This is a genomic window from Sphingobacteriia bacterium, from assembly GCA_017304685.1.
GTDB lineage: Bacteria > Pseudomonadota > Alphaproteobacteria > Rickettsiales > 33-17 > JAFKLR01.
In genome coordinates this window covers 146,152-171,727 of sequence record JAFKLR010000004.1, presented here as the reverse complement: position 1 = coordinate 171,727, position 25,576 = coordinate 146,152, and the positions used below count along the sequence as shown (strand labels likewise).

Here is a 25,576-nt window from a genome sequence, read left to right as displayed (position 1 = left end):
GATAAAGTCAATGTTTTATGCAATTTAAAGCTTAAGTTATTTAAATTTAAGCCTTATTTATTACGGTTGAATTTAACAACTTTACAAGCAGTAAATGTATTATCTTCTAACACTCTTTTACAGTAAACTTCAGCAATATTTGCATTACCAAGAGCACCAACTTTTAAATATTTCTCTTTAGTTTTAATATTTTGGACTATTTGATATTTAATTTTATAGTTCTGTACTTGTTTAATCGCTTTATTTAAAAGGCTACCATAATTATTAGTTTTCTTAGCATTTATAATTAGCCAGTAAAGTTGAGGACCGTTGTTATTAGCCATTATATCTTGATAATTAACTTTCCATTTAGTAATACCTTCATCATGGATAAGTTTAGCTTTGCCGACAGTAATTTTTTTATGTTTCTTACTTTCAAAAGTTACAGATTTAGCTGTAGGTTCTATATGGGCTAACTGAGGGGTATTTGGAGTAGGTGGAGCTATCTCTTTTGGTTTAGTTGGTGGAGCAGATGCAACAAGTTTTTCAGGCGCCTTTGCGGTTGTAGATTTATCTTTAAGCCATGCTAAATCAATATTATTATCTTCATTTTCAATATTTGGAGCGAGGGCATTTCGTGTAACCATTGTAGTATCAATGGCATTAATAGTTTTTGACGCTTCAGTTGACTGTTTACTTGGAGCTTTATATGAAATTTGAATTTTCTTCTTTTTATTTTTGGAATTTTCAGCTTTTTCTATTTTATCATTTGGCAGATTGTTTTCTTTTACTCTTACAATCGGAGCGAATGTTGATTTATTTTCTGTTTGTGTAACTACTTTAGATTCGCCACTACTTTTAATTATAGTACTGTCTTTAGGTAAATTTTCTTTAGTTACAGTAATTGCACTACCTTCAGTTTCCTTATTGTCAACCACGGCTTTTTCTTTATCTAAAGCATTATTTTCAACTAATAACTGCATCACTCTATTTTTATGTGCTGCAGTTGCTTTTGCAAGAGGTGTCATACCATATTTATCTTTAGCGTTAATATTAGCACCTGCGTCTATTAAAGCTTTAGCTATTTCATAGTGTCCGTTTCGCGCAGCAATGTGTAAAGGACTTACTCCCGCTATATCAGTTGAATTAACATCGGCGCCAAATTTTATAAGAAGTTTTGCAGCATTATAATTTTGTCGTGAAATACTAACCATTAAAGGTGTAATACCGTAATTTCCTCTTTCATCAGGATTTGCACCTGATTCAAGCGCACTTTGTAAGCCATAGATATTATTTTGGTTAATTAAATCAATGAGTTTTTTAGTATTAGCATTTGAAGGATTCGCTGTTAAAAGAAGAACACAGAGAATAGATAGCGCCGTTTTAACAAAATTTTTATACATACTTTAACTCAAACTCAACATTGGAGGCCGGGGTCGGAATCGAACCGACGCGTAGCGGATTTGCAGTCCACGGCATTACCACTTTGCTACCCGGCCTATTTATTAAATATTTCTATCTTAATATAAGTTGAAAATTTATTGAGTTTCAAGTATTTTTTAATTAAGTAAAATATCTTGTAACTAATTATATGGTTGTTTAATATCAGGCTTTATAAAGAAAATCAATATAAAACATAAAAATATGCATAATAACAATTTATCTGAAAAACAAAATTTTAATATGATTTTAGGACAATTATTTACAAATAAAGTCCATAACTCAGAAATATTAAATGCTTTTGCTAAAAATCCTAGACATGCTTTTCTACCTGATCATTTAAAAGCAGTAGCGTATGTAGATGAACATTTAAAAATAAATAATTCAACTTATCAAATGTCAGCGCTTTTATTCGCTCAGTTACTTGAAATTATAAAAGTTAAAAAAAGTGAAAAAGTTCTTGAAATAGGTGCATCAACGGGTTTTAATGCAACAATTCTTTCAGAGTTGTCTCAATCCATAGATTCTTTATATTTTGATGATACAATTTTAAATAATGCAAAAGATTTTTTAATTAGTAAACATAAAGATAATTGTCATTTTGTTAATTCTATTCCCCAAAATACTAAATATGATGTAATTATAGTTTCAGGCGGAATCACTTCATTTGACTCATTTGCAAAGCATTTAGAAGATAATGGCAGAGGGATAGCTGTAATATGTAACCCTAGCGCTACAAATTCACCTTATTTATCTTTAGGTGAAATTAGAGTTTTTAATAAAAATGGTATTAGTGTAAGTTCTAGGTTAATAAATAGAGTAAATATATTCAGCTTGAGGTTAAATAATGAATAAGTTTTTATATTGTATAACGATCTTGATAATCTTAATAAATTCTGCATCAGCCGAAACAATAAATGAAGCATTTAAAAAAGCATATAATTATAGTTTTGATATAAAAGCTCAAAGAGAAAATTTAAAATCTGCAAAGCTGCAGAAAACAAAAGCTGTTTTAGGTTTTATGCCAAAAGTTAGTGGCTCACTTTCAAGAAATCATCTTGAAAGAAAAGATGATGCAAATCCAAAAGTGCAAGGAACATATAATAATCGTAAATTAACTGTAACACAAAACGTGTTTAATGGTGGCGCAAGTATTTCTAATTTTAATATTAATGATATTAGATTAAAATTAAGTGAATTAAGGCTTAAAGGTACTGAACAAGTAGTTCTTTATACAGCAGCTCAATCATATATTGGCGTAATTTTAGCAAATGAATCATATAAAATAGCTGAAAATAATGAGCAAATTTTAAGAAAGCATTTAGAATCAACTAAATTAAGATTTGAATTAGGTGAAGTAACAAAAACAGATGTTGCTCAAGCTGATGCACGTTATTCTTTAGCTCAAGCTCAACTAATTAGATATAAAGGTGAAATTGAAAACGCTAAATCAAATTATATAAAATTGATGGGTGAATTACCTGTGACTTCACTTAGTAAGCCTCATCAATTAAAAAATATTCCAGAAAGTTTAGAAGAAGCTATATATATAGGAAAAGAAAATAGTTTTGAGTTAAGAATGAGTGAACTTTCTATGAAAGAAGCAAATGAAGGAATTAAATTAGCATGGTCTAAAATATTGCCTTCCGTTGATTTACAAGGTGAAGTATCGAAAACAGGACGCTCTGCTATTACAAATGATAGATTTGATAAAAGTGCTTATATCAGTCTTACTATTCCTCTTTTTCAAGGTGGTGGAGAATATATTGATGTTAAAGATAGTTCTGTTCAAAAAGAAAAAGCAAAATATACCTACCATAAAACACTTGATGATTTAGTCGCAAGAATTAATAATTCATGGATTAAATACAATTCAACTAAAGCTACTATTAAATCAGCACAAGATGCTGTAGATTCAGCATTGTTAGCATTTAATGGTGTAGAAGAAGAAGCAAAAATTGGATTAAAAACAAGTTTAGATATTTTAAATGCAGAACAAGAAGTGTTTGATGCTAAATTAAAACTTCTAAATGCAGAATATCAAACAATTTTAGCTGGATACGAATTATTAGCTATAATAGGGAAGCTTAATACTGATAGCTAATTAAAATAAAATTAAGGGAATTTTTATTAATAACGAGCATTTAAGTACATAAAATTTCCTTTAAAAATATATAATGATAGAAAATTTTTATATAAACGAATTTTTTATTTGTATATTTTACTGTAATAATGTTAAATTATTTAAATAATAATAAATTGTTAAGGTTATGACCATAGAAAATAAAGATAATCCTTCAATGCAGGACATATTAGCTGACATAAGGGGAGTTATAGCGGGTGACAATATAAGTGATTCCAAAGAAGATGTTTTAGAACTCACAGAAATTGTTGAGCAAGGTTCTAAACCAAAAAATGAATTGAATGACGTATTAGATAATATAGATAGTTTATTTGCAAATTCTTCAGTAATGACGCAAGAAAATTTAAAAAAAGAAGATGAACCTGAACAAAAACCTGCTGATGCAGTTGTTGATAGTTTATTAAATACATTAAATGAAAATAAAGAAGAAAATATTGTAGAAACACCTCCAACAACAGCGGTTGAGGAACCAAAAGAAGAACCCAAAGAAGAATCTACAATGGAAAGCAATCAGCCAATTGTCGATTTCGATAATCTTGCTAAACAAGCACCAGAAGCAAATGTTTCGAATGAGGAGCCAGAGGTGAAGAAAGAATTAAATGATGAAGTAGATCCTACAAAAAATTCACAAGATAATAATTCTAAAACTCTCTTAAGTGAACAAGCAATTGAAGAAACCTCAAAACATTTTAAAGATTTACTGCGAGCAGTTTCAAGGCCACAAGACGGGTTTGGTTTAAGATCAGGAGTAACTGTAGAAGATTTAGTAGTTGAATCTCTTAAGCCACAATTAAGCATTTGGTTAGAAAAAAATCTTTCTGCGTTAGTTAAAGAAATTGTAGAAAAAGAAGTGCGTAGATTAATCCCAAACGATGATGAGTAATTAAATATGTTAAAGAAAGTTCTGTTAGCTTTGTCTTGTATTTTACCTGCTTCAATAAGTTTTGCCGAAGATAAGCCGTTAGAAGCTCCTACTTTGCACTTACCAGGAGCAGTTAATGGAAATATAGAAATGCCTAAAATTGAAATTCCACAAGTGGTTGGAAGCGAAAACAATTCTATAATACCGCCAAAAATAGATGCACCTGCTACACCACAAAGCACTACTACTCCTCCAGAACAAATTCCAAGTAATAATACTGATGTTCCAACCTCAATGATTCCGCAAATAGAAGCGCCAAAAATTGAGGAGCCTACTTTAAATAATGACCCTGACGCTAAAGCTATTGATGTTAAGGATCCTATGATACCAGATCTACCAAAACCTGACAATGTTATGGTTGGGTCGGAGAAAAAAGATGATAAGAAAGATATAAAAATTCCAGATACAAACCCTGTGATTGACCAAAACAAAGATAAAGCACAAGAAGAAGGTAAAAAGGAAGAAGCGGATAAAAAAACTGCTACAAAAGAAGAACCAAAGCTTGATAAAAAAACATCTAAACCAAAATCTGCAGCAGAAATTTTAGAAGAGAAAGAAAAAAATAAAAAGAAGAACCCTTCTACACCAAAAGAAAAAAAGAAAAAGAAAGAAGAGGTAGTTTTACCAATTACTCCCGGTACTACACTTGATGTTAAAAAAATTAGTGGAAAACCAAAACTTGACCCAGATCAAAAAAAGGATATTGAATTAGAAAAAACCAGAAATGAAGCTGAGCAGGCTGAAAAAGTTTTTTCATTAGATTACAGAAATAAAGAATTACCGGCAGAATTTTATTATAATGAGAATGATCCAAATAATAGACACTTGCCAAAACCTGTTAGTACAAAAGAATATGTTTTCGCATCCTTTGTAGCTATTGAAAATCATGATTTAGATGGCTTAATGGATTATAGCAAAAGGGTAGGAGAGGTAAATTTTGTTGATGATGATGGTAATAGTTTATTAATTTATGCTGCAATGTTTAAAGCTCATGATATAGCTAAATGGTTAATTAAAAATCATGTTAGTGTAAATCTTAAAAATAGATACAATGCCAATGCTTTACATGCGGCTGTTATAAACAATGATGTGAAAATGGTAAAAATCTTACTCAATGCAAATGTTTCAATAAATGTTTATGATCAAAATAACAAAACTCCATTAGATTATGCTATGGCTAATAATAATAAAATTATAGTAAATTTATTGAAAAAAGAAGAAGCCAGTCACAACCCTAAAGCGCAACGTAAAAGTAAATAGCGGATAAGTTTTTCAACTTAAGGCTTACCTTATTATAAATACATACATATTTAGACATTAAGGTTTATTTTAAAATAAAAGATATATAGAGGAATGGTGACCCCTACGGGATTCGAACCCGTATTGCCACCGTGAAAGGGTGATGTCCTAACCATTAGACGAAGGGGCCATTAGAAAACTCTTTTTAATATACCTTTCTAAAAAAAGCAAGCACAAAATAACAGTTTATTCTAATAAATATACATTTTTAGGTGCAGAGCTTGAATTTAGGATTAATTATTTTCATTAAGGCGTACTTGTTAACCTATTTTGTTTTAAAATATTATTATTAAACAAATGGTTATTTTTAAAGCTCTACGCCAGAAGAGCTATTAAAGCAATAAGTCTTTTGTGAGGTTAAATCTAGTTTGTTTGTAGAAGAGTTATAATTTATTTTAAATTCTTTATTTGGATTGTTTCTTAAACCTTCTTTCTCTTTGAAAAATTCTCTTTTTAGCTCTTCGCTACTATTTTCAAGCGATTCTTCTTCATTTTGTTTCGTTTCTTTTAAAATTTCTCTACACGTTTTATGATGAATACTGCTAATTTTATGTAAAACAATTGAAGTATCTTTTAGTCTTTTGAATTTTGACTCATATTCTTCATTACTTAGCTCATCTATATTATTTACTAAATCTTGTAATTTTTCAGCTAATTTTGCGCTTGTATTAAGAATAGTATTATGAGTTTTCTCAATATCTATAATAATTTGTGTCATATATATATTACCCTTTTAAGTTTATAGTAATATATATACAATATTGAAAATTTTTGTGTAAGAGGTTGGAAGAAAATTTGATTCTTTGAAAATCAAGGGGTTAGAAAAAAGGATAATTAATCTATAAAAAACTATTAATATTATTATAATCCATACCTATTATTATTTTTAATAATATATCCAGCATTTTCAATACTTCTCAATAAAACGCGTTTACCCTTTTTTTCATATAAAATCTTCTCATCTCGGAGTGAAAGTTTTGACATTATTAGGCTTATTCTAATTACGCATTTCCATTAATTGATTATTAAATATCTTTTTATCCAATAAGTTATTAAGGGAAAGAAAAAGATAATATTAATTTTAAAACATTTAGCTGATTTATATGGAAACTTTCCTTATAAAGTTTATCAAACTCATAATTCTTAAATTAAATCATATTAACCTTATTTAATATCACAAACTTGATTACAACTATATTAAATGGTAAAATTATTAATATAATTGTAATTCAAGGAATTAGTTTGTATGAAGAAAAAGTTAGAAGCTACCTCCCTTCTGTATCAAAACATAAATTATATTTTAGATAATGGATTAGTTAACCCAGTTACTATAAAAGAAGGGTTAATAAGTAAAAAACCAGCCTTTGGTAGAAAAGCTTCTAGTAAAGAATTAAAAAATATAATTAATGAAATAATTACCGAATTAAATAATCCTAATGAATTAACAAAGTTAGATGATAATCAACTAAAAACATTATTTTTTGACAAATTAGCTTTATTGCCATCAGAAATTTTTGACAGAAGCTTAATAAAGGGTGAACTTAAAAATCGTTTAGAAGGTTTTATAGAAATAGATCAAGATATAAAAGATTTCGTTGCACCAACTGATGATTATAAAAAAGAATATAAAAAGGCAAAATTTTGTGCTGCTCTTGGTTGTTTTGAAATGAACAGTGTAGGGGTTAGTGATTCTTTAATAATATATGATCCTTTCGAGAAAAACGATAACAACAAACATCCAAATCTAGGTATATATAAACCACCTGCAAGTGACCCTTTAAGTAAAGAAAATATGCACCTCGGTCAAATTATTAAAAGGTTAGTTTTATTATACGTAAATGCCATTTATAAGCTTTTAGGTTACAAGGAAAACATGAACGTTTTCCATACTGTTGCCGGTACTTCTTATTTAAATGAAGTTGCAACAAGCGTTATTGATAAAGAAGTACAAAAAGCCCTAGTCGGAAAAGAAAAAGAAGGTTTAGATCTTTCTAGCTTTGTTCCAGAAACTCAAATAGGACGATTTGATATTCCCGGTAAAGGGAAAACTATTGGTTCATTCCAATTATGGGCAAAAGGCGCAATTACAATGGGAGATCGTTATTTAGGAACAGATATTAATTATAACAAACGAAAAGGTCAGGATCAGAAACAATTACCTCCTGAACTCTTTGATGCGCTAGTAATAATTTCATATATAAGTGGGGATGCTGATAAAAAAGGTGATAATTGGTTAGTAAATGAAAATAACGGAAAAACAGGTATTCAATTGATTGATGGTGCATGGAGCATGCACCCATTTTTTCTTGAATCGATTTTTTCACCTGAAGCTGCTAAACAACATCATTGGAAGAAGATGCAAAATTCTGACAATAATCTTTCTGAATTAGGTAAAGAAACAATTATTAAATTATGGGCAAGCAGAGAAGGCCTGGCTAAAAACATTAAAGCTTTTTACATGCAAAATCAACTAATGAGAACCTCAAGTGAACATGCTGATTTAATTGAAAAATGTGTAGGAAACGTTTTAAATTCTAACCTTGAAAAGATGTTTTATAGTAATACAAGTAACGGCTCTAAAACACTTAATAATGCAATTAAAATTTTAGATGGTATTGAACAAAAAATTAAAAAAGATTCCAGCAATAAATGGGTTATTGAAAATGAAACTAGAAAAAAATACCCTAATCTTAATAAAAAAGAATTGAATGAAAAAATTAAAAGTGAAATTGAGAATAGTAAAAATAGAAGAGCTAATGATTTTAGAACTAAAAAACTACAATTCATTTTAGAAGAATTTGCAGATAATAAGGAATTAATAAACTTAATTAAAGAGCAAATGGTTGAAGATATAAAATATGAAATGAAGATTAATAGTATTTTTTTAAGTAAATCAGAAATAAGTAAACTTGTTGATGAACAAATTGAATTTTTAAAATTTAACAAGCATCAAGAAAATATAATTGAGGGAAGAGTTAATTACATGTTAGCTCGCCTCGAAGTATTGTATAACGCTGCAGTTAAAGAGGAAAAAATAAAAGATTTAGCTGCAACTAAACTTAAAGGTCAATTTAAAAATAAATGGACTTCAATCGATAGTGAAAGAAGTACTGCAATTGAATTAATTAACAATGTATGTGAATGTTTTGCTTATGCGGAACCTTCTATAAAAAATTACCTTAAAAATAAATTAGAGAATGAAGGTATTATAGTTGAATTTGATAAACATACATTTGGGGACTTTAGCGTTAAGGCAAAAAATGGTTTTAATTATAGTAAAACTGCTGCAATTTTAACAGAAGCAGTAACAATAAAAGAGTTAATCTCTTTAGAGGAAAAATGTTCAAATGTTTTAAAAACAATTGAGAAAGTGGAAAAGATGGAAAACGGTAAGTCCGTTAATAAAATAATTAGTAAAGTTGGTGAGTATTTTCAGGGTACAGCACCTTTTGTAAAAAATTACCTAACTGATAAATTAAAAGAAATAGGTTATGAAATTAAATTTGAGGCTGGAGTTTTCAAGTTTGAAATAAAGCCTGGGGTTAATTTTAATGAAACTTGTAAAAGCTTAAAAGAAATACTACTAAATTTAAAACCAGAATGCGAAAAAGCTTTACAAACGATTGCAGAATCAAATAAACAACAAGAAAAAAGTCGTTAGTATCGTGGGAGTTTTATTCCCACGGACTAGAAGTTTTATTTTCAGGTTTATTGCTGGTTACTTGCTTTGCTTTTTCTTTTGCTTCATTAATTAAACCTTGTTTGCCATCTTTCGGAGAAAGTTTATTAATGAGAGTAGTAGCTTGTGTTATCATTCCACTTAAATCAGTTAAGTTACTTGGTACAACAACAGTAGTACTTTTTTGAGCGATTTCTTTAAATGCATCAATATAATTTTGTGCGATTTTTAAATTAGCAGCTTCATTTCCTCCAACTGTATTTAAAGCATTACCAATAAGCTCTAAACTTTTTGCGGTAGCGCTTGCAACAAGAGAAACTGCTTCAGCTTCACCTTTTGCGCGATTTACTTGCTCAGTTAAATTCGCTTCAGACTTTAAAACGATTTCTTGTTTAAAACCTTCTGCAATATTAATTTGTGATTGGCGATGACCCTCAGATTCAAGAATTTGCGCTCTTTTTTGTCTGTCGGCTGCAACTTGCAATTCCATTGCTTTTAAAACTGTTGAAGGCGGTTTAATATCTTTAATTTCATAGCGCATACATTGAATTCCCCAATTAGTCGCCGCTTGGTTCATTGCTTGAACTATATTATAATTCATTGTATCTCTTTCTTCAAAAGTGCGATCAAGTGTCATTTTACCAATTTCAGAACGCATTGTAGTTTGCGCGAGTTGGGTGATTGCATAATAAGGATCATTAACACCATAAGAAGCTGCAATTGGGTCAATTATTTTAACATATAACACGCCATCAATTGCAAGTGTTACGTTATCTTTAGTAATAGCAGTTTGTTCTCTAACTTCTATTGCTTGTTCTTTTAAAGAATGGTAATAAGCAACTCTTTCAATAAAAGGAACTAAAAAATTTAAACCAGGTTCAAGTTTACGATCGAACTTTCCTAATTTCTCTATTATCCATGCTTCTTGTTGCGGAACTATTTTAATGCCACGAGCAAGTGCAATTATCACAATTACTGAGATAGCTGCAGGAATTAAATTACCAATTTCAAACATATTTTACTCTTTAATTACAAAAAATGTATTACCTTTAACTTCTACAATCTTAACAGTTTCATTTAATTCTGCAACATCAGCGTTAAGGAGAGAAGCATTAACAATTGTACCTGACCAATTAATTTTACCCAAAGTACCTTTTATAAGTGGTTGTTCTATTACCACTCCAAATGTATTTTTAATATCATTAAATTTTGATGTTTTATCCCTCAATTTTTGGATTTTTCCCCAAAAACTTATGAGTAAAATAACGCTTAATATTCCAAATATTGATACAGAAGCGAGAGGAGAACTTATAATACCTGCATATAAAGCAGCAGCCGTAATAAGCCCTGCAATTCCAACAATAATTAAAAAGAATGATTGAATAAAAATGAGCTCAACGCACAATACTAAAGTACTAACTATAAGCCAAATATGTGCTATTGAATCAGTTAAGAAATCTAAATTCATAATTACTCTTTACTTGAAACTAAATCTGCTGGTGGTAAAGCAGGAGGGTTATCATGAAGCGTACGTAAATATGCAATTACATCAGCTAATTCTTCAGGCTTTTTAAGACCTGCAAATCCCATTTTTGTGCCCTTAGCAAAATCTTTTGGTGAATAAAGAAATTTGAATAAATCTTCATAAGTCCATTTACCTTCTTTAGCTTTTAAGGCTTCTGAATAACTATAACCTTCATGAGAAGCTTTATCATGATCTACACTATTCCAAAGTCCAGGACCAACTTTATTTGTGCCATTTTTTTCATTACTATGACACACAGCACATTTTTTAAAAATTTGTTGACCTTTTTCACTATTTGCAGCAGCCATTAATTTACCAATTTCAAAACTTGGCCACTCGAACTTTCCTGTAGTTGAAGCTGTAGGAGTATCAGCAATACCTTCGACTTGATATCCTCTTTTTTCAGGTTGTTCGTGAATATCATATAAAATTTCTGCACCAAAACCAGAAAGCATTGCAATTATTCCACCAACAAGTATTGCTGCGGCAATTTTATTTAATTCAAAACCGTTCATAAACTAACCTTAAATAAGAACGTTAAGGTAAAATATAATTACCTTAAACGATTGTTAAACATAGTATTTGGGGTTTATTATAACTATAAAAATTTTATTTTTTCAATAGACTTCTTATATGAATTAAATAATTTATTTTAACTTAATAAGGTAAGGCTGTTGATCCTAAGGAATTACTATGGTAATTTATTTGTAATAAAATTATGTTGAGAATATGATTAAATATTTTTTTAAAGCACTTACATTTCTAATTAGCCTTATATTTATAGCCTCTACAATAGTAGTTATCATCACAAATAATAAAGTCAATTTTAATAAGCTTAGAGCATCTTTAGATAAGAAATATACTATCTTCGATAGTAATAAATATGAAATAAGTTATTTCCCTTATCCATCAGTTAAAGCATCTAATGTTAAAATTATGGAAGGAAATAAGTTAATTATAGAGGCTAAAGAGGTAGAAGTAGGATTTACTATCCCGACAATATTAAATTTAATATTAAGTAATAATATTTCTCAAAATATAGATTTTTTAAAAGTTTCAAATGGAAAAGTTATTATTGATAATTTTATAAATTTTTCCGCAAATCAAAAATTTATAGATAAAGTTCAGCTTGAAAATGTAGCACTCTCAACTGATTACTTAGATAAAATAAATGTTATAAATGAAGAAGGTGAGAAGTACGATTATAATTTTGGTGTAGTAAATTTAGAATTAAGTTATACGTTTGGTAGGTATAAGTTTAAAGGTGATTATATTAATAATCAAAAACTGACTTTACGTGGAGAGTATAATAATTATTTACAATTAAATATTTTTGGCGAAGGTGTTGAAATCAATTTAACTCCAAATGAAGCCCTAAAAAACTCTAATGTTAAACTTGATATTAAAAATTTTAAATTAATAAATAATACAATATTAGATAATTTTCCTGAATATATAAAAAATAATCTAGAAAACGAAATTATAACTTTAGATGGTTTATATAGTTATGATAAGGGAACTTTTAAAATTAATAATGTTGATGGAAGTATTATTAAAGGGTCAGGAACCGAAAGACTTTTAAGTAATGGAGTGAATGTTTCTTTATTACAGTTAGAATATTTAAAATGGGGTAAAAAGTTTGATACAGTCCATGATAATTTTTTCCTAGATGTAATTGTAAATTATGATTCCGTTAAAACAAACGGTTTTGCAATTTTAGCTAAACAAGTTAATTTACATGGAAGTGAATTTGATGGACTCAAGTTATTTGTAGTAAAAAATGATGAAAAAGTAGTTTTACAAGAATTTAAAGTTGGTAATAATGACGAATATATAGAGGTTAAAGCTAATTATTTAGAAAATATAAAAAGTATTGAAGGTGATCTTAATATTCGCTTAAATAAAAATAAAAGTATATTTAATGAATTAGTTCGATATTTCCTAGAATATTCTTATAATTTTACATTAAAAAACGAACCTTTAATTTTAACATCAAAATTTAAATTTTCTGATAATTATGCTGAAATTGATAATTTGCAAATTAATAATGATTCAGCAATTGTAGTTGCAGGATTTAATTCTAACTTTAAAAATCCTTTGACCCCTGTAAAAAATTTAAATGTTTATTTGAAAGATTTTAATTTTGATGATTTTAAAATAAATGATTTCTTTTCTCATGCAAGTGAAGATCTACTTTACACTGATATTGAATCACCACAAAAAACATTTCATTTTTTAAGAAATGTTAAATCCGAAACGAGAATTTTAGTTAATGCTACAAATCTTACACTTAGAGAAAAAATATTAGATAATATAGCCCTTGATGCGATTATTATGCCAAATTTATTACGCATAAATTCTATTAAAATTAATGAAGAAGAGCAGGCTAAAATTAATGCTAAAATAGATTTGTACGTTGGTAAATTAAGACCTATTATTAATATGGTAATAGAAGGATCTTACTTAGCTACAGAATTTTTTAATATTTTTGAACCAAGTGTAAAAAACGATATAGATGCTAATAAATCAGAACAAACTGTATGGTCTAATTCTTTATTTGAAACAATTAAATGGAATAAATTTGACGGTAACATAAAAACAAATATTGATCGCGTTCAATTACAGAAACTTTCAATGGATGATGTTAAAGGAGAGGTGGTATTTGTAGGTGGATTAATGAATATAAAAAATAGCTCAGCAAAAATGTTTGGAGGAGAGTTAAAACTTAATGGTTCTTTAAGAGCAGCAGATAATTACTTAAGTTTAGCTTTTTCATTAAATAACGCTGAATTTACCTTTACAGAAAGTTTTGAAAAAAGATTCTTTCCTAATTTTGCAGGCCCTTATAGTTTAGGGGGAACTTTATTTACTAGTGGCAAAACCCCACTTGAAATGATTAGGAATTTAAATGTAGATAGTAAGTTTGCTGCTAAGCAAATTAGCATTAATAATATTGCCTTAGATGAAGTGGTTATAGCAATTGCTCGTACCAAAAACACTTTAGATTTATCTTTACTTAAAACTCTGGAACAGTCTGGGGCAAATGTAGGTGTAACAAATTTTAATACTATCAACGGTACAGTAAAAATAAATAATGGGATATTAGTTACTCCTGATCTGGTTTTTGCAAGCCTTTATACTAAAGGTTTTGCTCAAATAGTGATGAATTTAGAAAACCTTAATATTGATCCTTCTTCTAAAATTGAAGCAAGCTTTGTTCCATATAAAGATGCAAATTCGATGATTGCAAAAATACTTTTGCAAGGTAACTTTAACTCACCTCAAAAAACCATGAAGTTAGATAGCGTTGCCTCAAGTTTAAATATTAAATATCAATAATATTTATTTATTAAAGAGCTCTTTTTTAGCTTGAGCGTTAAATTCAATAACTTTTTGCTTAATTTCAGCTTTACTTAATTTGCTACCGAATTTTTGGAGATCTTCATAAACTTTATTAATTACATCGGTGTCACCTGGAATCTCTAAATCACTTTTAATAACGTCTTTAATGTAACTTTCAGTATGTGATTTGTCTAAATGCATTAAATTTGCAGCCCATTCACCTAATAATCTATTTCTTATAGAATTTATTTTGAATTCAATATTTGCTTCGTTGACAAACTTTTCTTCTTGAATAAGCTCATTTTTATTTTTATTAAATGACATATCTATTTACTCTAGTATTTGTTACATTTACTATATTTAAAAATACTGCTAAAATTAACATTTGGCAAGATAAAATTAAGGAAAAGTTAAAAAATTTACTTTTGAAGAGGTGTGATGTTGGCAAGTAAAAATAATAAGAGACAGGCAATTTTAGAAGGTAAAACTAAAGTTTTCTATCAATATCAGGACCTTAATCATTATATAATGCATTTTAAGGATGATATAGAGCTTAAAAATGATAAAAGTGGAATTATCTCAGGAAAAGGGGTGATTAATAACAAAATAAATGAATTAATAATGACTCGTTTAAATGAGGCAGGATTACAAACGCATTTTGTAAAAATTCTAAATATGAAAGAGCAGCTAGTTAAAATAACAGAAGTTATACCTGTTAAAATAGTAATTAGAAACGTAGTCGCAGGCTCATTAAGCAGAAAATTTGATATTGTTGAAGGTTTAGTGCTAAATAACCCTTTAATTGAATATTATTATAATGAAAGTGGTAATAAGCATAATTTAGTTTCAGAAGAGCATATTTTAACTTTAGGCTTTGCAAATCCATTTGAATTTGAAGAAATAAGAACAATTGCTCTTAGAGTAAATGATTTTTTACAGGGCTTCTTTGCAGCTGCAGGTATTAGATTAATTGATTTTAAACTCGAATTTGGAAGAGTAATCGAGGATGATATATATAGTACCGTAATAATTGATGAAATTAGTCCAGATACTTGTAGGCTTTGGGATATAAAAACTAATGAAAAACTTGATAAAGACAGGTTTAAGTTAGATATGGAAGGTGTTCAAGAAGCTTATAGAGAAGTTGCTAAAAGGCTTGGGGTGCTTCCTAGTAACATTAATAATGTAGAAACTACAAATTAGCTTTATAGTTTTTAATTTAGTGTAAGCTCTAGTTTGTGATAAAGATCATAATCATATTCAGTATCAATTTCAAACCAGAAATCGCTTATACCGACAGTATTTACTGTTATTCCATCTTGAACTAATTTATTTAATAATTTAGTAGAATCAAGTGTTGAAATAACTTGTTCTGTAAAATTATTTAAAAAATTCCTAACCTGTAACCATCCATTAGGGCTAAATTTCATAATCCCCATGAATTGGCCCTGGATATTGTTAATATTGTCAGTTTTATTACCTATTTCTGTTAACTCGCCACGGTCATTAATTTTAAAGGTTTCTAAATATTCTAAAGGATTTGAGAAACGCTTAGTCCATAATTCTAACCATTTGGTATAATAGGGAATGGTAATATTTCTTTCAGCAGTCAGTAAAGTGCTTAGAGCTTCTCTGCTATATAATATATCAGTATAGCAAACTACAACTTCACTACCTTGAAACCATTTTTCTGCGCATAAAAGAGAAGATATAATATTAGAGTCTGCCCAATTTGAATTATGAAAAAATTCAATATTATATTCCTTTAAGTGTTCGTATAATACTTCATCACGATAACCAGTAACAACAGCGATTTCATTAGTAAAAGATTTGATAATATCAAGTTGTGATTGAATCAATGAACGACCATTTATCTCAGTCATTGATTTTGGTTTGTTATCTGACAAAGAGTTAACTCTACTCCCTCTACCGGCAGCTAATAATACGAATTTTATATTTTTCATACTTTAATTTTATTGTTAATTAGTGAAAATGAAATTTTTAAAATATTTTTTGAGCCAAGTTTCATATTTTCATAATCTATTTTAATTTGTCTTAGTTTTAATGTGTGTCATTTAATATTAAGTTATTGGAATTTTTTAAAAGTGTATAATATCCCTAGGTTATTTTAATTTATAGCTGCGCTTTATTTATTGTACGCTTCTAATGTTTTCTAGTTAAGAATAATAGACACAAAATCCTTTATTTATTAAAATTTATCAATTAATGAAATATCTTCTAAGTGATATAAAAGATAAAATTAAAAATATCAATGAATTTTATATTACAAATATAATTTTTAACATAATTAAAATTTATAGATCGTTGTGTAACATATTCAAAACTTTTAACATTCTTGAATGAATTTCAACGTTATGTACTCTAATATACTCAATTCTATTGCTTAATAGAAAGGAAGAAAGGCTAAGCGTTTCAATATCTCTTTCATTAAATGGCAACTTTGTTACTTTGTTAATAAAGGATTTGCGCGAATGACCAACAAGTATTGGTAGTCCAAATATTTTTAATTTATTAATATTTTTTATCACATAAAATGATTGATCAGCACTTTTACCAAACCCAATTCCAGGATCTAAGATAATATTTTGTTTAAGTATTCCATTATAAATTGCCCCACATATTCTTCTTTCAAAAAATCCAAACAGGTCAGGGAATATATTTATATTTGAAGGTAAAGGCAGTGAGCGGTCTTCCGGTATACCTCTATTATGCATCATAATATATTTAACATCATAATCGGATATGACTTGAAACATTAAAGGATCTTCACCACCACTAACGTCATTTACATAATTAATACCTAGTTTTAACCCATTTTTGGCAGTCGAAGAAAATCTGGTATCTAGGCTTACTTCGACATTATAATCTCTGCAAATACTCAAAATATCAGGTAAAATCTCTTTTAAACGCTCCCATTCTTCTTCAGGAGTTAAAGCTTTTGACTTGGGATTTGTAGATTCAGCGCCAATATCTAAAATATCAGCTCCATTTTGGACTGCTTTTAATACATGCTTAATTGTATGCTCTTTATTAGCGTGTATTCCATCTTCAGAAAAAGAATCAGGGGTTAAATTAACTATGCCTACTATTTTCATAATAAAAATTTTTCTTTATAATTTGGAACAATTTCTTTAACAGTAATTTGAAAGAACTCTCTATCAAAAATACCTGGATGAGGAATTACTAAATCTCTCTCCTTTATTTTTAATTTATCATAAAAAATAATATCTATATCAATAATTCTTGGGGACCATTTCTCATAATCTATTCTTCCCATAGATTCTTCTATTTTTTTAACAAAAGAAAGTAATTCATAAGGGTCTAATTTAGTTTTTGCATAAATTGCTATATTTATAAATTCTTTATCCCATTCTTTAGGAGCGTTTTCAGGCAGCATAGCATTATTATAAAATTCATTTGAAATGCTTTCGATCGAAATTTTTTCTTTTAAAAGATCTAAAGCTTTTTTAAGGTTTTCTTGCCTATCCCCTAAATTAGTACCTATAGTTAAAATTATTTCTTTCATTTAAAATTACAGCTTTAAAGTTCATTATATAATAATATAAATCTTAAATTTAAATTACCAAGATTAGACTTAAAATACTATATCGAATGCATACACATAATAAAAGTTATAAAATTGAAATAGATTGGCAAGAACCAATAGATATTGCAGCAAAATTTAGTTCTGAAGAAGTAATGGTATTTTTATATTCTTCGAGAATAAATAAAGAAAATTATCATTCGTATATAGGGTTGTTTGTTAATGAGGAAGTTTACCCTTTAGAAATCAATGATAAATTTTTTAAAAATGCAAATAATGAAATTTTAGATCGTTATTTCGGTTATTATTCGTATGAATTAAAGCACACTATAGAAGAATGTTTTACTAACGTTAATAAAAGTGTAATAAATCCGCCGCTCTCATATTTTGCTAAATTTAATTTAGTTATTACATTTAATCATGAAAATAAAAGTATTTATATACAATATAGAGACGAAAAATATTTAAATAAATTTTATGAAATTTTATCAACTAATAATGATTTAAAGACCAAGCCAAAAGCTATTAGTATATCTTCCAATATGAGTAAAGAAGAGTATCTCGATAAAGTTAATGAGATAAAAGCACATATATTAGAAGGTGAGGTGTATCAGGCCAATTTAACCAGAAAATTTTATGGAAAATTAAATTTTTATAATTCTTTGGAAATATTCAAAGATCTTGTAACTATTTCTCCAGCTAACTATTCTGCGTATTTTAAAATTAGAGACTTATCCATCGTATCATCAAGCCCTGAATTATTTTTATCTTTAAATGAAAATGACGAAGTTACAACTGAGCCTATAAAAGGTACAATTGGGAGGAAGGTTAATTCTTTAGAAGATGAAGTTACAAAGTTAGGGTTAATTAATGATATGAAAAATCGCGCTGAAAATTTAATGATAGTTGATTTAATGCGTAATGATTTAAACAGATCATGTATTCCAGGAAGTGTCATTGTACCTGAATTATTTAAGTGTACAACTTATACAGATTTACATCATTTATCCTCAATTGTTATAGGTAAAAAAGAAAGAGAAGTTTTAGCCTCAAAAGTAATAGTAAATGCTTTCCCTCCCGGTTCTATGACGGGCGCCCCTAAGATTGCTGTAATTAAATTATGTGAAAAATTAGAAAATATTGAACGAGGTATATATTCAGGAATTTTAGGTTGGTTTACACCAAATCTAGGTTTCAGATTTTCGGTAGTTATTAGAACTATTATATTTAAAAACGAAGAATTTGAATTTCAAGTTGGTGGAGGAATTACGATTGATTCTAATCCCTACGATGAATATGAGGAAACTCTAGTTAAAGCTAAAAGTATATGTAAAGTTTTAAAGATTGAAATAATAGAATAACTAAAGTTTAATCCCAGAAATTTTTAATTTCTCTTCAGCGATTATAAGAGTTTTTTGATCATAATTTGTTCTAAAACCTTCTTCACTGGTAATAGTTTTTACTGATTTATTATTCTTTAACTGTTCCCAAGTAGGGGGTATTAATTTAATAAGTTCTTGATAAAATTCTTCTAAACTTTTTTTATTATTATCTAATAAACCAAATTTAAATACAGTTATATAGGCAAGTCCATTATTGCCAAATATACAATTATATTCGCTCATTAACTTTACAATAAATTTTTTATAATCTAACTCATTTATAAAAATATCAAATGCAAATTAAATTTTGGCATTTTCAAATTTATTATTACTTAAAGCTAAAATTATTGGCAGTTCGCCTTTAGAATTTTGTAAAAAAGGATCTGCTCCTTTTATTAACAATAAGTTTACAATATCTGTAGAGGATCTATGACATGCATAATGTAGGAGCGTTTGATCTTTCGCATTAAGAAATTTGAGATCTATCCCTTTTTTAATTAAAAACTCTACAGCTTTCAAATTATTTAAAGATATTGCTTTAAAAATTAAAGTATCGCCATGTTTACTAACTGTATTAACGTCTTCACCCGCTTCAATTAATTTAATTCCATCTTGAAGCAAGTTTTCATTAAAAAATAAATTGTCATCAAGTAATTTTTTTAACATAGTTAACTCTAAAAATTATTCTATTATATAAATCATTTTACAAACAATTTGACCATTATTACTTGTGTTATAATGATCAGCGTTTGAAAGCGCGGAATTAGAACAAGAGTTAGCAGGAAGTGCAGCAAAAGTGCCAGGAGCAAGACCAGTTAAGCCAAGAACTAACCCTTGGTCTGCTACTCCATCATCAAGTTTTGTATCTATAAATAAAGCATTGGTTGGGTCAATAATACTTACATCTGCATATCCACGTGTTTGAGATGACATACCTCCAAATTCTACAAATGTTTTAGTTAAACCTGAAATATTAGCAGTTCTTACCGCAAAATATCCACCATCAATAGTACTTTTTGGAAGAATGTCATTTGTATTTGTTCCAATATATTCTTTAGTTATAAACCCGGCTAATGAAAGTTGCTGCCAAACTCTAAAAGTTTCATTGTCAGTATCAATTCTTTCGTTACCATCTCCATTACAAGTAGCAGTGCATCCTGAAATTATATCAGAAGCATTTGACATATCCCCTGGAAGAGCCGCGTATTTATTTTTAAAATTTATTACCGCTGCTCTATAGGTTATTAAATCTCTAGCAACTCTTTGTATTTTAGCTTGTTCATAAAACCTATTTCCTAAAGTTATACCTACAGCAAGTAAACTAATTATTAACATTACAATAGACATTTCAGCTAAAGTATAAGCATTCGTAAAAGTAAATTTCTTGTATAATTTAGAAAACATGGTAGTATCTCTAGTTATGTTACTGTATAATCGTAATAAATTAATCATAATAATCAAATCATTTTGTAATGAAGGATAACAATGGGCACGCTTTCTAAAGATAAATTAATTGCTTTTTATAAGGACATGCTACTAATTCGTCGATTTGAAGAGAAAGCAGGTCAGTTATATGGTATGGGTTTAATAGGTGGTTTTTGTCATTTATATATTGGTCAAGAAGCCGTAGTTGTAGGTATTCAAGGAGCTTTAACTAAAGACGATCAAATCATAACAAGTTATAGAGATCATGGTCATATGCTTGCATGTGGTATGGATCCTAAAAATGTTATGGCTGAGTTATTAGGTAAAGCAACTGGTTGTTCAAAAGGTAAGGGTGGATCAATGCATATGTTTGATATCCCTAAAAATTTCTATGGCGGTCATGGAATCGTCGCAGCTCAGGTGCCACTTGGAACAGGTATAGCCTTTGCTAATAAGTATAAAGAAAATAATAATTTATGCGTTACTTATTATGGTGATGGGGCCGCGCATCAAGGGCAGGTTTACGAATCATATAATATGGCAGCACTTTGGAAATTACCGGTAATTTTTGTTATTGAAAACAATCAATACGCCATGGGTACTTCGGTTCAGCGTTCTACAGCGTCTCCTGATTTTTATAAACGCGGTGAAGCATTTGGAATACCAGGAAAGCAAGTTGATGGTATGGATGTGGTAAAAGTTTGGGAAGCTGCAAGTGAAGCAGTTGAATATATCAGAAGCGGAAAAGGGCCAATGATATTAGAAATGAAAACTTATAGATATCGTGGTCACTCAATGTCTGATCCTGCAAAATATCGCTCGAAAGAAGAAGTAGAAAAATTTAAGGAAGAAAAAGATCCGATCACAAATTTAAAAACTTATATCATGCAAGAATTTAAATTAAGCGAAGATGATTTTAAAACTCTTGAAAAAGATATTAAATCAATTGTTCAGGAATGTGTGGATTTTGCTCAAAATAGTAGTGAACCAGATCCAAGTGAATTATATACTGATATTTATAATGAAAACTAATAAAGAGAAAAGCTTATGGCAGTGATTACAGTAAGAGAAGCATTACGTGATGCGATGCTTGAGGAAATGAAAAAGGATCCTAATGTTTTAGTAATGGGTGAAGAAGTTGCAGAATATCAAGGTGCTTATAAAGTTACTCAAGGGTTACTACAGGAATTTGGACCAAAAAGAGTAGTTGATACACCAATTACAGAACATGGTTTTGCAGGTGTTGCAGTTGGAGCCGCTTTTGTTGGTTTAAAACCTATTGTTGAATTTATGACATTTAATTTTGCTATGCAGGCAATTGATCAAATTATAAATTCAGCTGCTAAAACAAATTATATGTCTGGTGGACAAGTTAGATGTCCAATAGTATTTAGAGGACCAAATGGCGCCGCTTCAAGAGTTGCAGCGCAACATTCACAATGTTATGCAAGTTGGTATGGACATGTTCCTGGTTTAAAAGTAATAGCACCTTATAGTGCAGCTGATGCAAAGGGATTACTTAAATCTGCGATTAGAGATCCAAACCCAGTAATATTTTTAGAAAATGAAATTTTATATGGCCAAAGTTTTGAAGTGCCAGATGATGCTGATTATTTAGTACCAATTGGAAAAGCTGCCGTTTTACGTGAAGGTAGTGATGTGACTATTACTGCTTTTTCTTTAATGGTAAAACATGCACTAGCAGCAGCTGAAGAACTTGCAAAAGAAGGTATAAATGCTGAGGTAATTGACCTTAGAACTATTAGGCCGCTTGACAAAGAAACAATTTTAAGTTCACTTAAGAAAACAAACAGGATAGTTTCAGTTGAAGAAGGATGGCCCTTTGCAGGTATTGGTTCAGAAATTGCAGCAATAGCAATGGAAGAAGCTTTTGATGATTTAGATGCGCCTGTTGTAAGAGTTGCAGGTAAAGATGTACCTCTTCCATATGCTGCTAATTTAGAAAAAATGGCTTTACCACAAGTAGCTGATATTATTGATGCAGTTAAAAATGTTTGTTATAAAAAGTTTTAAACTATAAGTACTCGAGGAATAATTTATGCCAATTCAAATTCTAATGCCTGCTCTTTCTCCTACTATGACTGAAGGAAATTTAGCTAAATGGTTAAAAAAAGAAGGTGATAAAATTAAAGCAGGTGAAATTATAGCTGAAATTGAAACCGATAAAGCTACAATGGAAGTTGAAGCGGTTGATGAAGGAATTTTAGGCAAAATACTTATTCCTGCCGGTACAGAAAATGTAAAAGTTAATGAACTGATTGCGCTTGTTTTAGAAGAAGGTGAAGATAGTGGAGCTCTTACTAATTTCACCCCAAAACCTGCTGCTAATCAAAATGCAACTCCAGAGAAAAAAGAAGTGGTAGTTGAAGCTAAAACAGTTCATACATCATCTTCTGTTTTAACCTCAAATAATAATGGCAGAGTTGCTGCGTCTCCTCTTGCTAAAAGAATTGCCTCACAAGAAAGCATTGATTTAAGTAAAGTTCAAGGAAGTGGACCACGTGGCAGGGTTATTAAAGATGACGTTCTAAATGCGAAGAATAAAGGTGGGTCTACAAAATCATCTTCTGGTTTTTCATCAGGTGTTGTTGCTCGTAACCCAGAAGAATTTACTAAAGTACCGAATAATAATATGCGTAAAGTTATTGCGAAAAGACTTTGCGAATCAAAACAAACTATTCCTCATTTCTATTTATCAATTGAATGTGAAATTGATAAATTATTAAGTATGAGACAAGATTTAAATTCAGCGACTGATAAAGATAAACCTGCTTATAAACTTTCAGTAAATGATCTTGTTATTAAAGCTGTTGCTTTAGCATTAAGAGAAGTTCCTGATGCAAATGCGATGTGGACTGATGAAGCAGTATTGAGATTTAATAACGTTGATATATCTATTGCAGTTGCAATTGACGGTGGGCTTATTACTCCAATCATTCGTAATGCTGATCAGAAAAATGTAATTACTATTTCAAATGAAATGAAAGACTTAGCAGCACGTGCTAGACAAAATAAATTATCTCCTGAAGAATTCCAAGGTGGTGGCTTTAGTATTTCAAATTTAGGAATGTTTGGTATTAAAAACTTTAAAGCAATTATTAACCCACCACAAAGTTGTATTTTAGCTATTGGTGCAAGCCAAGAGAAACCAGTTGTTAAAAATGGAAATATTACAATTGCAAATACGATGGAAGTTACACTTTCTTCTGACCATAGAGTTGTTGATGGAGCTGTAGGTGCAAACTTCTTAGCAAGTTTTAAGAAATATATTGAAAATCCAGTTCTAATGTTAATTGAATAATTAATTTTAGGTTTTAAAAATAAAATAAAAATACAATTAAAGGCCACTTTAATTGTATTTTTATTTAAAATATTTATAATTCTATAAGATTGTATATAATTATCTAATACATAAAAATTACTTGGGAGTAAAATATGAAAGATAGTTTCGATTTAGTAGTGCTAGGAGCAGGACCTGGTGGTTATGTAGCAGCAATTAGAGCAGCTCAATTAGGTTTAAAAACATGCGTAGTTGAAGCAAACCATTTAGGTGGAATTTGTTTAAATTGGGGTTGTATTCCAACTAAAGCATTACTTAGAGTATCTGAAATTTATCATCTATTAGAAAACTTAGATAGCTTTGGTTTAAAAGCTGAAAATATTAGTTTTGATATCAAAAAAATTGTTCAAAGATCAAGAGATGTTTCAGGCCAACTTTCAGGCGGTATTAAAGGCTTACTTAAGAAAAATAAAGTTACTGTAATTGATGGCTTTGGAAAAATTAAACCTGGTAAAAAAATTGAAGTTACCAAAGATGGTGTCGTTGTTGACGAAGTACAAGCAAAAAACATTTTAATTGCAACTGGAGCTAGAGCAAAAGTAATTCCAGGATTTGAACCTGATAATAAATTTATTTGGACATATAAAGAAGCAATGGTTCCTGAAACTATGCCAAAATCATTACTCGTTGTAGGAAGTGGAGCAATTGGTGTTGAATTTGCAAGTTTTTATAAAACTATGGGTGCTGATGTAAATTTAATAGAAGTAGCTGAAAGAATTCTAATTAATGAAGATAAAGATATAGCAGATTTCGCTAAAAAGTCATTTGAGAAACAAGGCATTAAAATTCACACTAAAACAAATTTAAAATCGGTTACTAAAAATGCAGAAGACGTAACTGTTACTTTTGAAAAAGATGGAAAAGAAGAAAAACTTACAGTTGAAAGAATAATTATGGCTGTCGGTATTCAAGCAAATACTGAAAACTTAGGTTTAGAATCAACTAAAATAAAATTAGATCGTGGGCAAATTGTAGCAAACGATTATATGGAAACAGATGAGCCAGGTATTTATGCAATAGGTGATGTTACCGGTGCTCCTTGGCTTGCGCATAAAGCAAGTCATGAAGGAATTATTGCGGCAGAAAAAATTGCCGGTAAACATCCACATAAGATGGTTAAAAATAATATTCCAGGATGTACTTATTCACGTCCACAAATTGCAAGTGTTGGTTTAACTGAAGAAAAAGCTAAAGAGGCTGGCCTTAACATTAAAGTTGGTAAGTTTCCTTTCATGGGTAATGGTAAAGCAATTGCGATGGGTGAAGCAGAAGGATTAATTAAAACTATTTTTGATGCTAAAACAGGAGAATTAATTGGTGCTCACATGGTAGGTGCTGAAGTAACTGAAATGATTCAAGGTTATGTAATTGCAAAATCTGGTGAACTAACTGAAGAAGATTTAATTAATACAATTTTCCCACATCCAACAATGTCAGAAATGATGCATGAAGCAGTTCTTGATGCATTTGGAAGAGTCATACATATGTAATTATATTTAGGTGTAGCATTGAAA

24 protein-coding genes and 2 tRNA genes are annotated in these 25,576 nt (G+C 29.2%); 12 read left to right on the top strand and 14 right to left on the bottom strand.

Annotated features, from left to right (window positions below; all coding sequences use genetic code 11):
* Nucleotides 1–53: 53 nt before the first annotated feature.
* Nucleotides 54–1,382 carry an ankyrin repeat domain-containing protein gene (locus J0H68_06145; GenBank protein MBN8828269.1) on the bottom strand — a complete coding sequence of 443 codons (1,329 nt, stop codon included), beginning with the start codon at nucleotides 1,380–1,382 and terminating at the stop codon, nucleotides 54–56.
* 21 nt (nucleotides 1,383–1,403) lie between these two features.
* Nucleotides 1,404–1,478: transfer RNA gene (locus J0H68_06140), tRNA-Cys, on the bottom strand.
* Nucleotides 1,479–1,623: 145 nt separating this feature from the next.
* Between J0H68_06140 and J0H68_06135 the strand changes: the two genes are divergently transcribed.
* From J0H68_06135 to J0H68_06120, 4 genes are all read left to right on the top strand, one after another.
* Nucleotides 1,624–2,274 carry a hypothetical protein gene (locus J0H68_06135; GenBank protein ID MBN8828268.1) on the top strand — a complete coding sequence of 217 codons (651 nt, stop codon included), beginning with the start codon at nucleotides 1,624–1,626 and terminating at the stop codon, nucleotides 2,272–2,274.
* Nucleotides 2,267–3,523, top strand: a complete 1,257-nt coding sequence (locus J0H68_06130) for a TolC family outer membrane protein (GenBank protein MBN8828267.1) — start codon at nucleotides 2,267–2,269, stop codon at nucleotides 3,521–3,523. Before J0H68_06135 ends, J0H68_06130 begins: the two co-directional genes overlap by 8 nt.
* A gap of 166 nt (nucleotides 3,524–3,689) precedes the next feature.
* Nucleotides 3,690–4,445 (top strand): DUF2497 domain-containing protein, encoded by a 756-nt coding sequence (locus J0H68_06125; GenBank protein MBN8828266.1) that lies wholly within the window; start codon nucleotides 3,690–3,692, stop codon nucleotides 4,443–4,445.
* Nucleotides 4,446–4,451: 6 nt separating this feature from the next.
* Nucleotides 4,452–5,744 (top strand): ankyrin repeat domain-containing protein, encoded by a 1,293-nt coding sequence (locus tag J0H68_06120; protein ID MBN8828265.1) that lies wholly within the window; start codon nucleotides 4,452–4,454, stop codon nucleotides 5,742–5,744.
* Between the two features lie 94 nt (nucleotides 5,745–5,838).
* Here J0H68_06120 and J0H68_06115 read toward each other — a convergent pair.
* Together J0H68_06115 and J0H68_06110 are read right to left on the bottom strand one after the other, a co-directional pair.
* A tRNA-Glu gene (locus J0H68_06115) sits at nucleotides 5,839–5,913 on the bottom strand.
* A gap of 177 nt (nucleotides 5,914–6,090) precedes the next feature.
* Nucleotides 6,091–6,501, bottom strand: a complete 411-nt coding sequence (locus tag J0H68_06110) for a hypothetical protein (protein ID MBN8828264.1) — start codon at nucleotides 6,499–6,501, stop codon at nucleotides 6,091–6,093.
* A 528-nt stretch (nucleotides 6,502–7,029) separates the two neighbouring features.
* Between J0H68_06110 and J0H68_06105 the strand changes: the two genes are divergently transcribed.
* Entirely contained in the window at nucleotides 7,030–9,444 is a 2,415-nt protein-coding gene (locus J0H68_06105) for a hypothetical protein (protein MBN8828263.1), read from the top strand.
* Nucleotides 9,445–9,457: 13 nt separating this feature from the next.
* Here the strand turns inward: J0H68_06105 and J0H68_06100 are convergent, their stop codons facing one another.
* The 3 genes from J0H68_06100 to J0H68_06090 are packed head-to-tail and all read right to left on the bottom strand — an operon-like array spanning nucleotide 9,458 to nucleotide 11,502.
* Nucleotides 9,458–10,477, bottom strand: coding sequence for a paraslipin (locus J0H68_06100; protein ID MBN8828262.1), 1,020 nt, complete (start codon nucleotides 10,475–10,477; stop codon nucleotides 9,458–9,460).
* A 3-nt stretch (nucleotides 10,478–10,480) separates the two neighbouring features.
* Nucleotides 10,481–10,930 (bottom strand): hypothetical protein, encoded by a 450-nt coding sequence (locus tag J0H68_06095; GenBank protein ID MBN8828261.1) that lies wholly within the window; start codon nucleotides 10,928–10,930, stop codon nucleotides 10,481–10,483.
* A 2-nt stretch (nucleotides 10,931–10,932) separates the two neighbouring features.
* Nucleotides 10,933–11,502: a cytochrome c family protein gene (locus tag J0H68_06090; protein ID MBN8828260.1), complete on the bottom strand. Its 570-nt coding sequence runs from the start codon at nucleotides 11,500–11,502 to the stop codon at nucleotides 10,933–10,935.
* A 214-nt stretch (nucleotides 11,503–11,716) separates the two neighbouring features.
* Here J0H68_06090 and J0H68_06085 point away from each other — a divergent pair, with 214 nt between their 5' ends.
* Complete coding sequence (locus tag J0H68_06085) at nucleotides 11,717–14,326, top strand: AsmA family protein (protein ID MBN8828259.1); 2,610 nt, start codon at nucleotides 11,717–11,719, stop codon at nucleotides 14,324–14,326.
* A gap of 3 nt (nucleotides 14,327–14,329) precedes the next feature.
* On the opposite strand, the gene J0H68_06080 is transcribed toward J0H68_06085, so the two are convergent.
* A complete protein-coding gene (locus J0H68_06080; GenBank protein ID MBN8828258.1) occupies nucleotides 14,330–14,653 on the bottom strand; it encodes a DUF1476 domain-containing protein in 324 nt (107 codons plus the stop codon).
* A 114-nt stretch (nucleotides 14,654–14,767) separates the two neighbouring features.
* Here J0H68_06080 and J0H68_06075 point away from each other — a divergent pair, with 114 nt between their 5' ends.
* Nucleotides 14,768–15,532, top strand: a complete 765-nt coding sequence (locus J0H68_06075; protein MBN8828257.1) for a phosphoribosylaminoimidazolesuccinocarboxamide synthase — start codon at nucleotides 14,768–14,770, stop codon at nucleotides 15,530–15,532.
* A gap of 11 nt (nucleotides 15,533–15,543) precedes the next feature.
* Here J0H68_06075 and J0H68_06070 read toward each other — a convergent pair whose 3' ends face one another.
* From J0H68_06070 to folK, 3 genes are all read right to left on the bottom strand, one after another.
* Entirely contained in the window at nucleotides 15,544–16,293 is a 750-nt protein-coding gene (locus J0H68_06070; protein ID MBN8828256.1) for a phosphocholine cytidylyltransferase family protein, read from the bottom strand.
* Nucleotides 16,294–16,644: 351 nt separating this feature from the next.
* A complete protein-coding gene (gene folP, locus J0H68_06065) occupies nucleotides 16,645–17,445 on the bottom strand; it encodes a dihydropteroate synthase (GenBank protein MBN8828255.1) in 801 nt (266 codons plus the stop codon).
* Nucleotides 17,442–17,876 carry a 2-amino-4-hydroxy-6-hydroxymethyldihydropteridine diphosphokinase gene (gene folK, locus J0H68_06060; GenBank protein MBN8828254.1) on the bottom strand — a complete coding sequence of 145 codons (435 nt, stop codon included), beginning with the start codon at nucleotides 17,874–17,876 and terminating at the stop codon, nucleotides 17,442–17,444. The genes folP and folK overlap by 4 nt, the downstream gene beginning before the upstream one ends.
* Before the next feature lie 86 nt (nucleotides 17,877–17,962).
* Here folK and J0H68_06055 point away from each other — a divergent pair, with 86 nt between their 5' ends.
* A complete protein-coding gene (locus tag J0H68_06055; protein ID MBN8828253.1) occupies nucleotides 17,963–19,255 on the top strand; it encodes a chorismate-binding protein in 1,293 nt (430 codons plus the stop codon).
* On the opposite strand, the gene J0H68_06050 is transcribed toward J0H68_06055, so the two are convergent.
* From J0H68_06050 to J0H68_06040, 3 genes are read right to left on the bottom strand one after another with little or no spacing between them, the layout of a single operon-like run.
* Nucleotides 19,256–19,519 carry a hypothetical protein gene (locus J0H68_06050; GenBank protein MBN8828252.1) on the bottom strand — a complete coding sequence of 88 codons (264 nt, stop codon included), beginning with the start codon at nucleotides 19,517–19,519 and terminating at the stop codon, nucleotides 19,256–19,258. It lies immediately after the preceding gene.
* Nucleotides 19,520–19,576: 57 nt separating this feature from the next.
* Nucleotides 19,577–19,942, bottom strand: a complete 366-nt coding sequence (locus J0H68_06045) for an ankyrin repeat domain-containing protein (GenBank protein MBN8828251.1) — start codon at nucleotides 19,940–19,942, stop codon at nucleotides 19,577–19,579.
* 15 nt (nucleotides 19,943–19,957) lie between these two features.
* Nucleotides 19,958–20,680: a type II secretion system protein gene (locus J0H68_06040; GenBank protein MBN8828250.1), complete on the bottom strand. Its 723-nt coding sequence runs from the start codon at nucleotides 20,678–20,680 to the stop codon at nucleotides 19,958–19,960.
* An 81-nt stretch (nucleotides 20,681–20,761) separates the two neighbouring features.
* Between J0H68_06040 and pdhA the strand changes: the two genes are divergently transcribed.
* From pdhA to lpdA, 4 genes are all read left to right on the top strand, one after another.
* Nucleotides 20,762–21,733, top strand: coding sequence for a pyruvate dehydrogenase (acetyl-transferring) E1 component subunit alpha (gene pdhA / locus J0H68_06035; protein ID MBN8828249.1), 972 nt, complete (start codon nucleotides 20,762–20,764; stop codon nucleotides 21,731–21,733).
* 15 nt (nucleotides 21,734–21,748) lie between these two features.
* The gene (locus J0H68_06030; protein ID MBN8828248.1) at nucleotides 21,749–22,735 is read left to right on the top strand and encodes a pyruvate dehydrogenase complex E1 component subunit beta; all 987 of its coding nucleotides are present in this window, start codon (nucleotides 21,749–21,751) and stop codon (nucleotides 22,733–22,735) included.
* 25 nt (nucleotides 22,736–22,760) lie between these two features.
* Nucleotides 22,761–24,023, top strand: coding sequence for a pyruvate dehydrogenase complex dihydrolipoamide acetyltransferase (locus tag J0H68_06025; GenBank protein MBN8828247.1), 1,263 nt, complete (start codon nucleotides 22,761–22,763; stop codon nucleotides 24,021–24,023).
* A gap of 134 nt (nucleotides 24,024–24,157) precedes the next feature.
* The gene (gene lpdA, locus J0H68_06020) at nucleotides 24,158–25,552 is read left to right on the top strand and encodes a dihydrolipoyl dehydrogenase (protein MBN8828246.1); all 1,395 of its coding nucleotides are present in this window, start codon (nucleotides 24,158–24,160) and stop codon (nucleotides 25,550–25,552) included.
* Nucleotides 25,553–25,576: the final 24 nt, after the last annotated feature.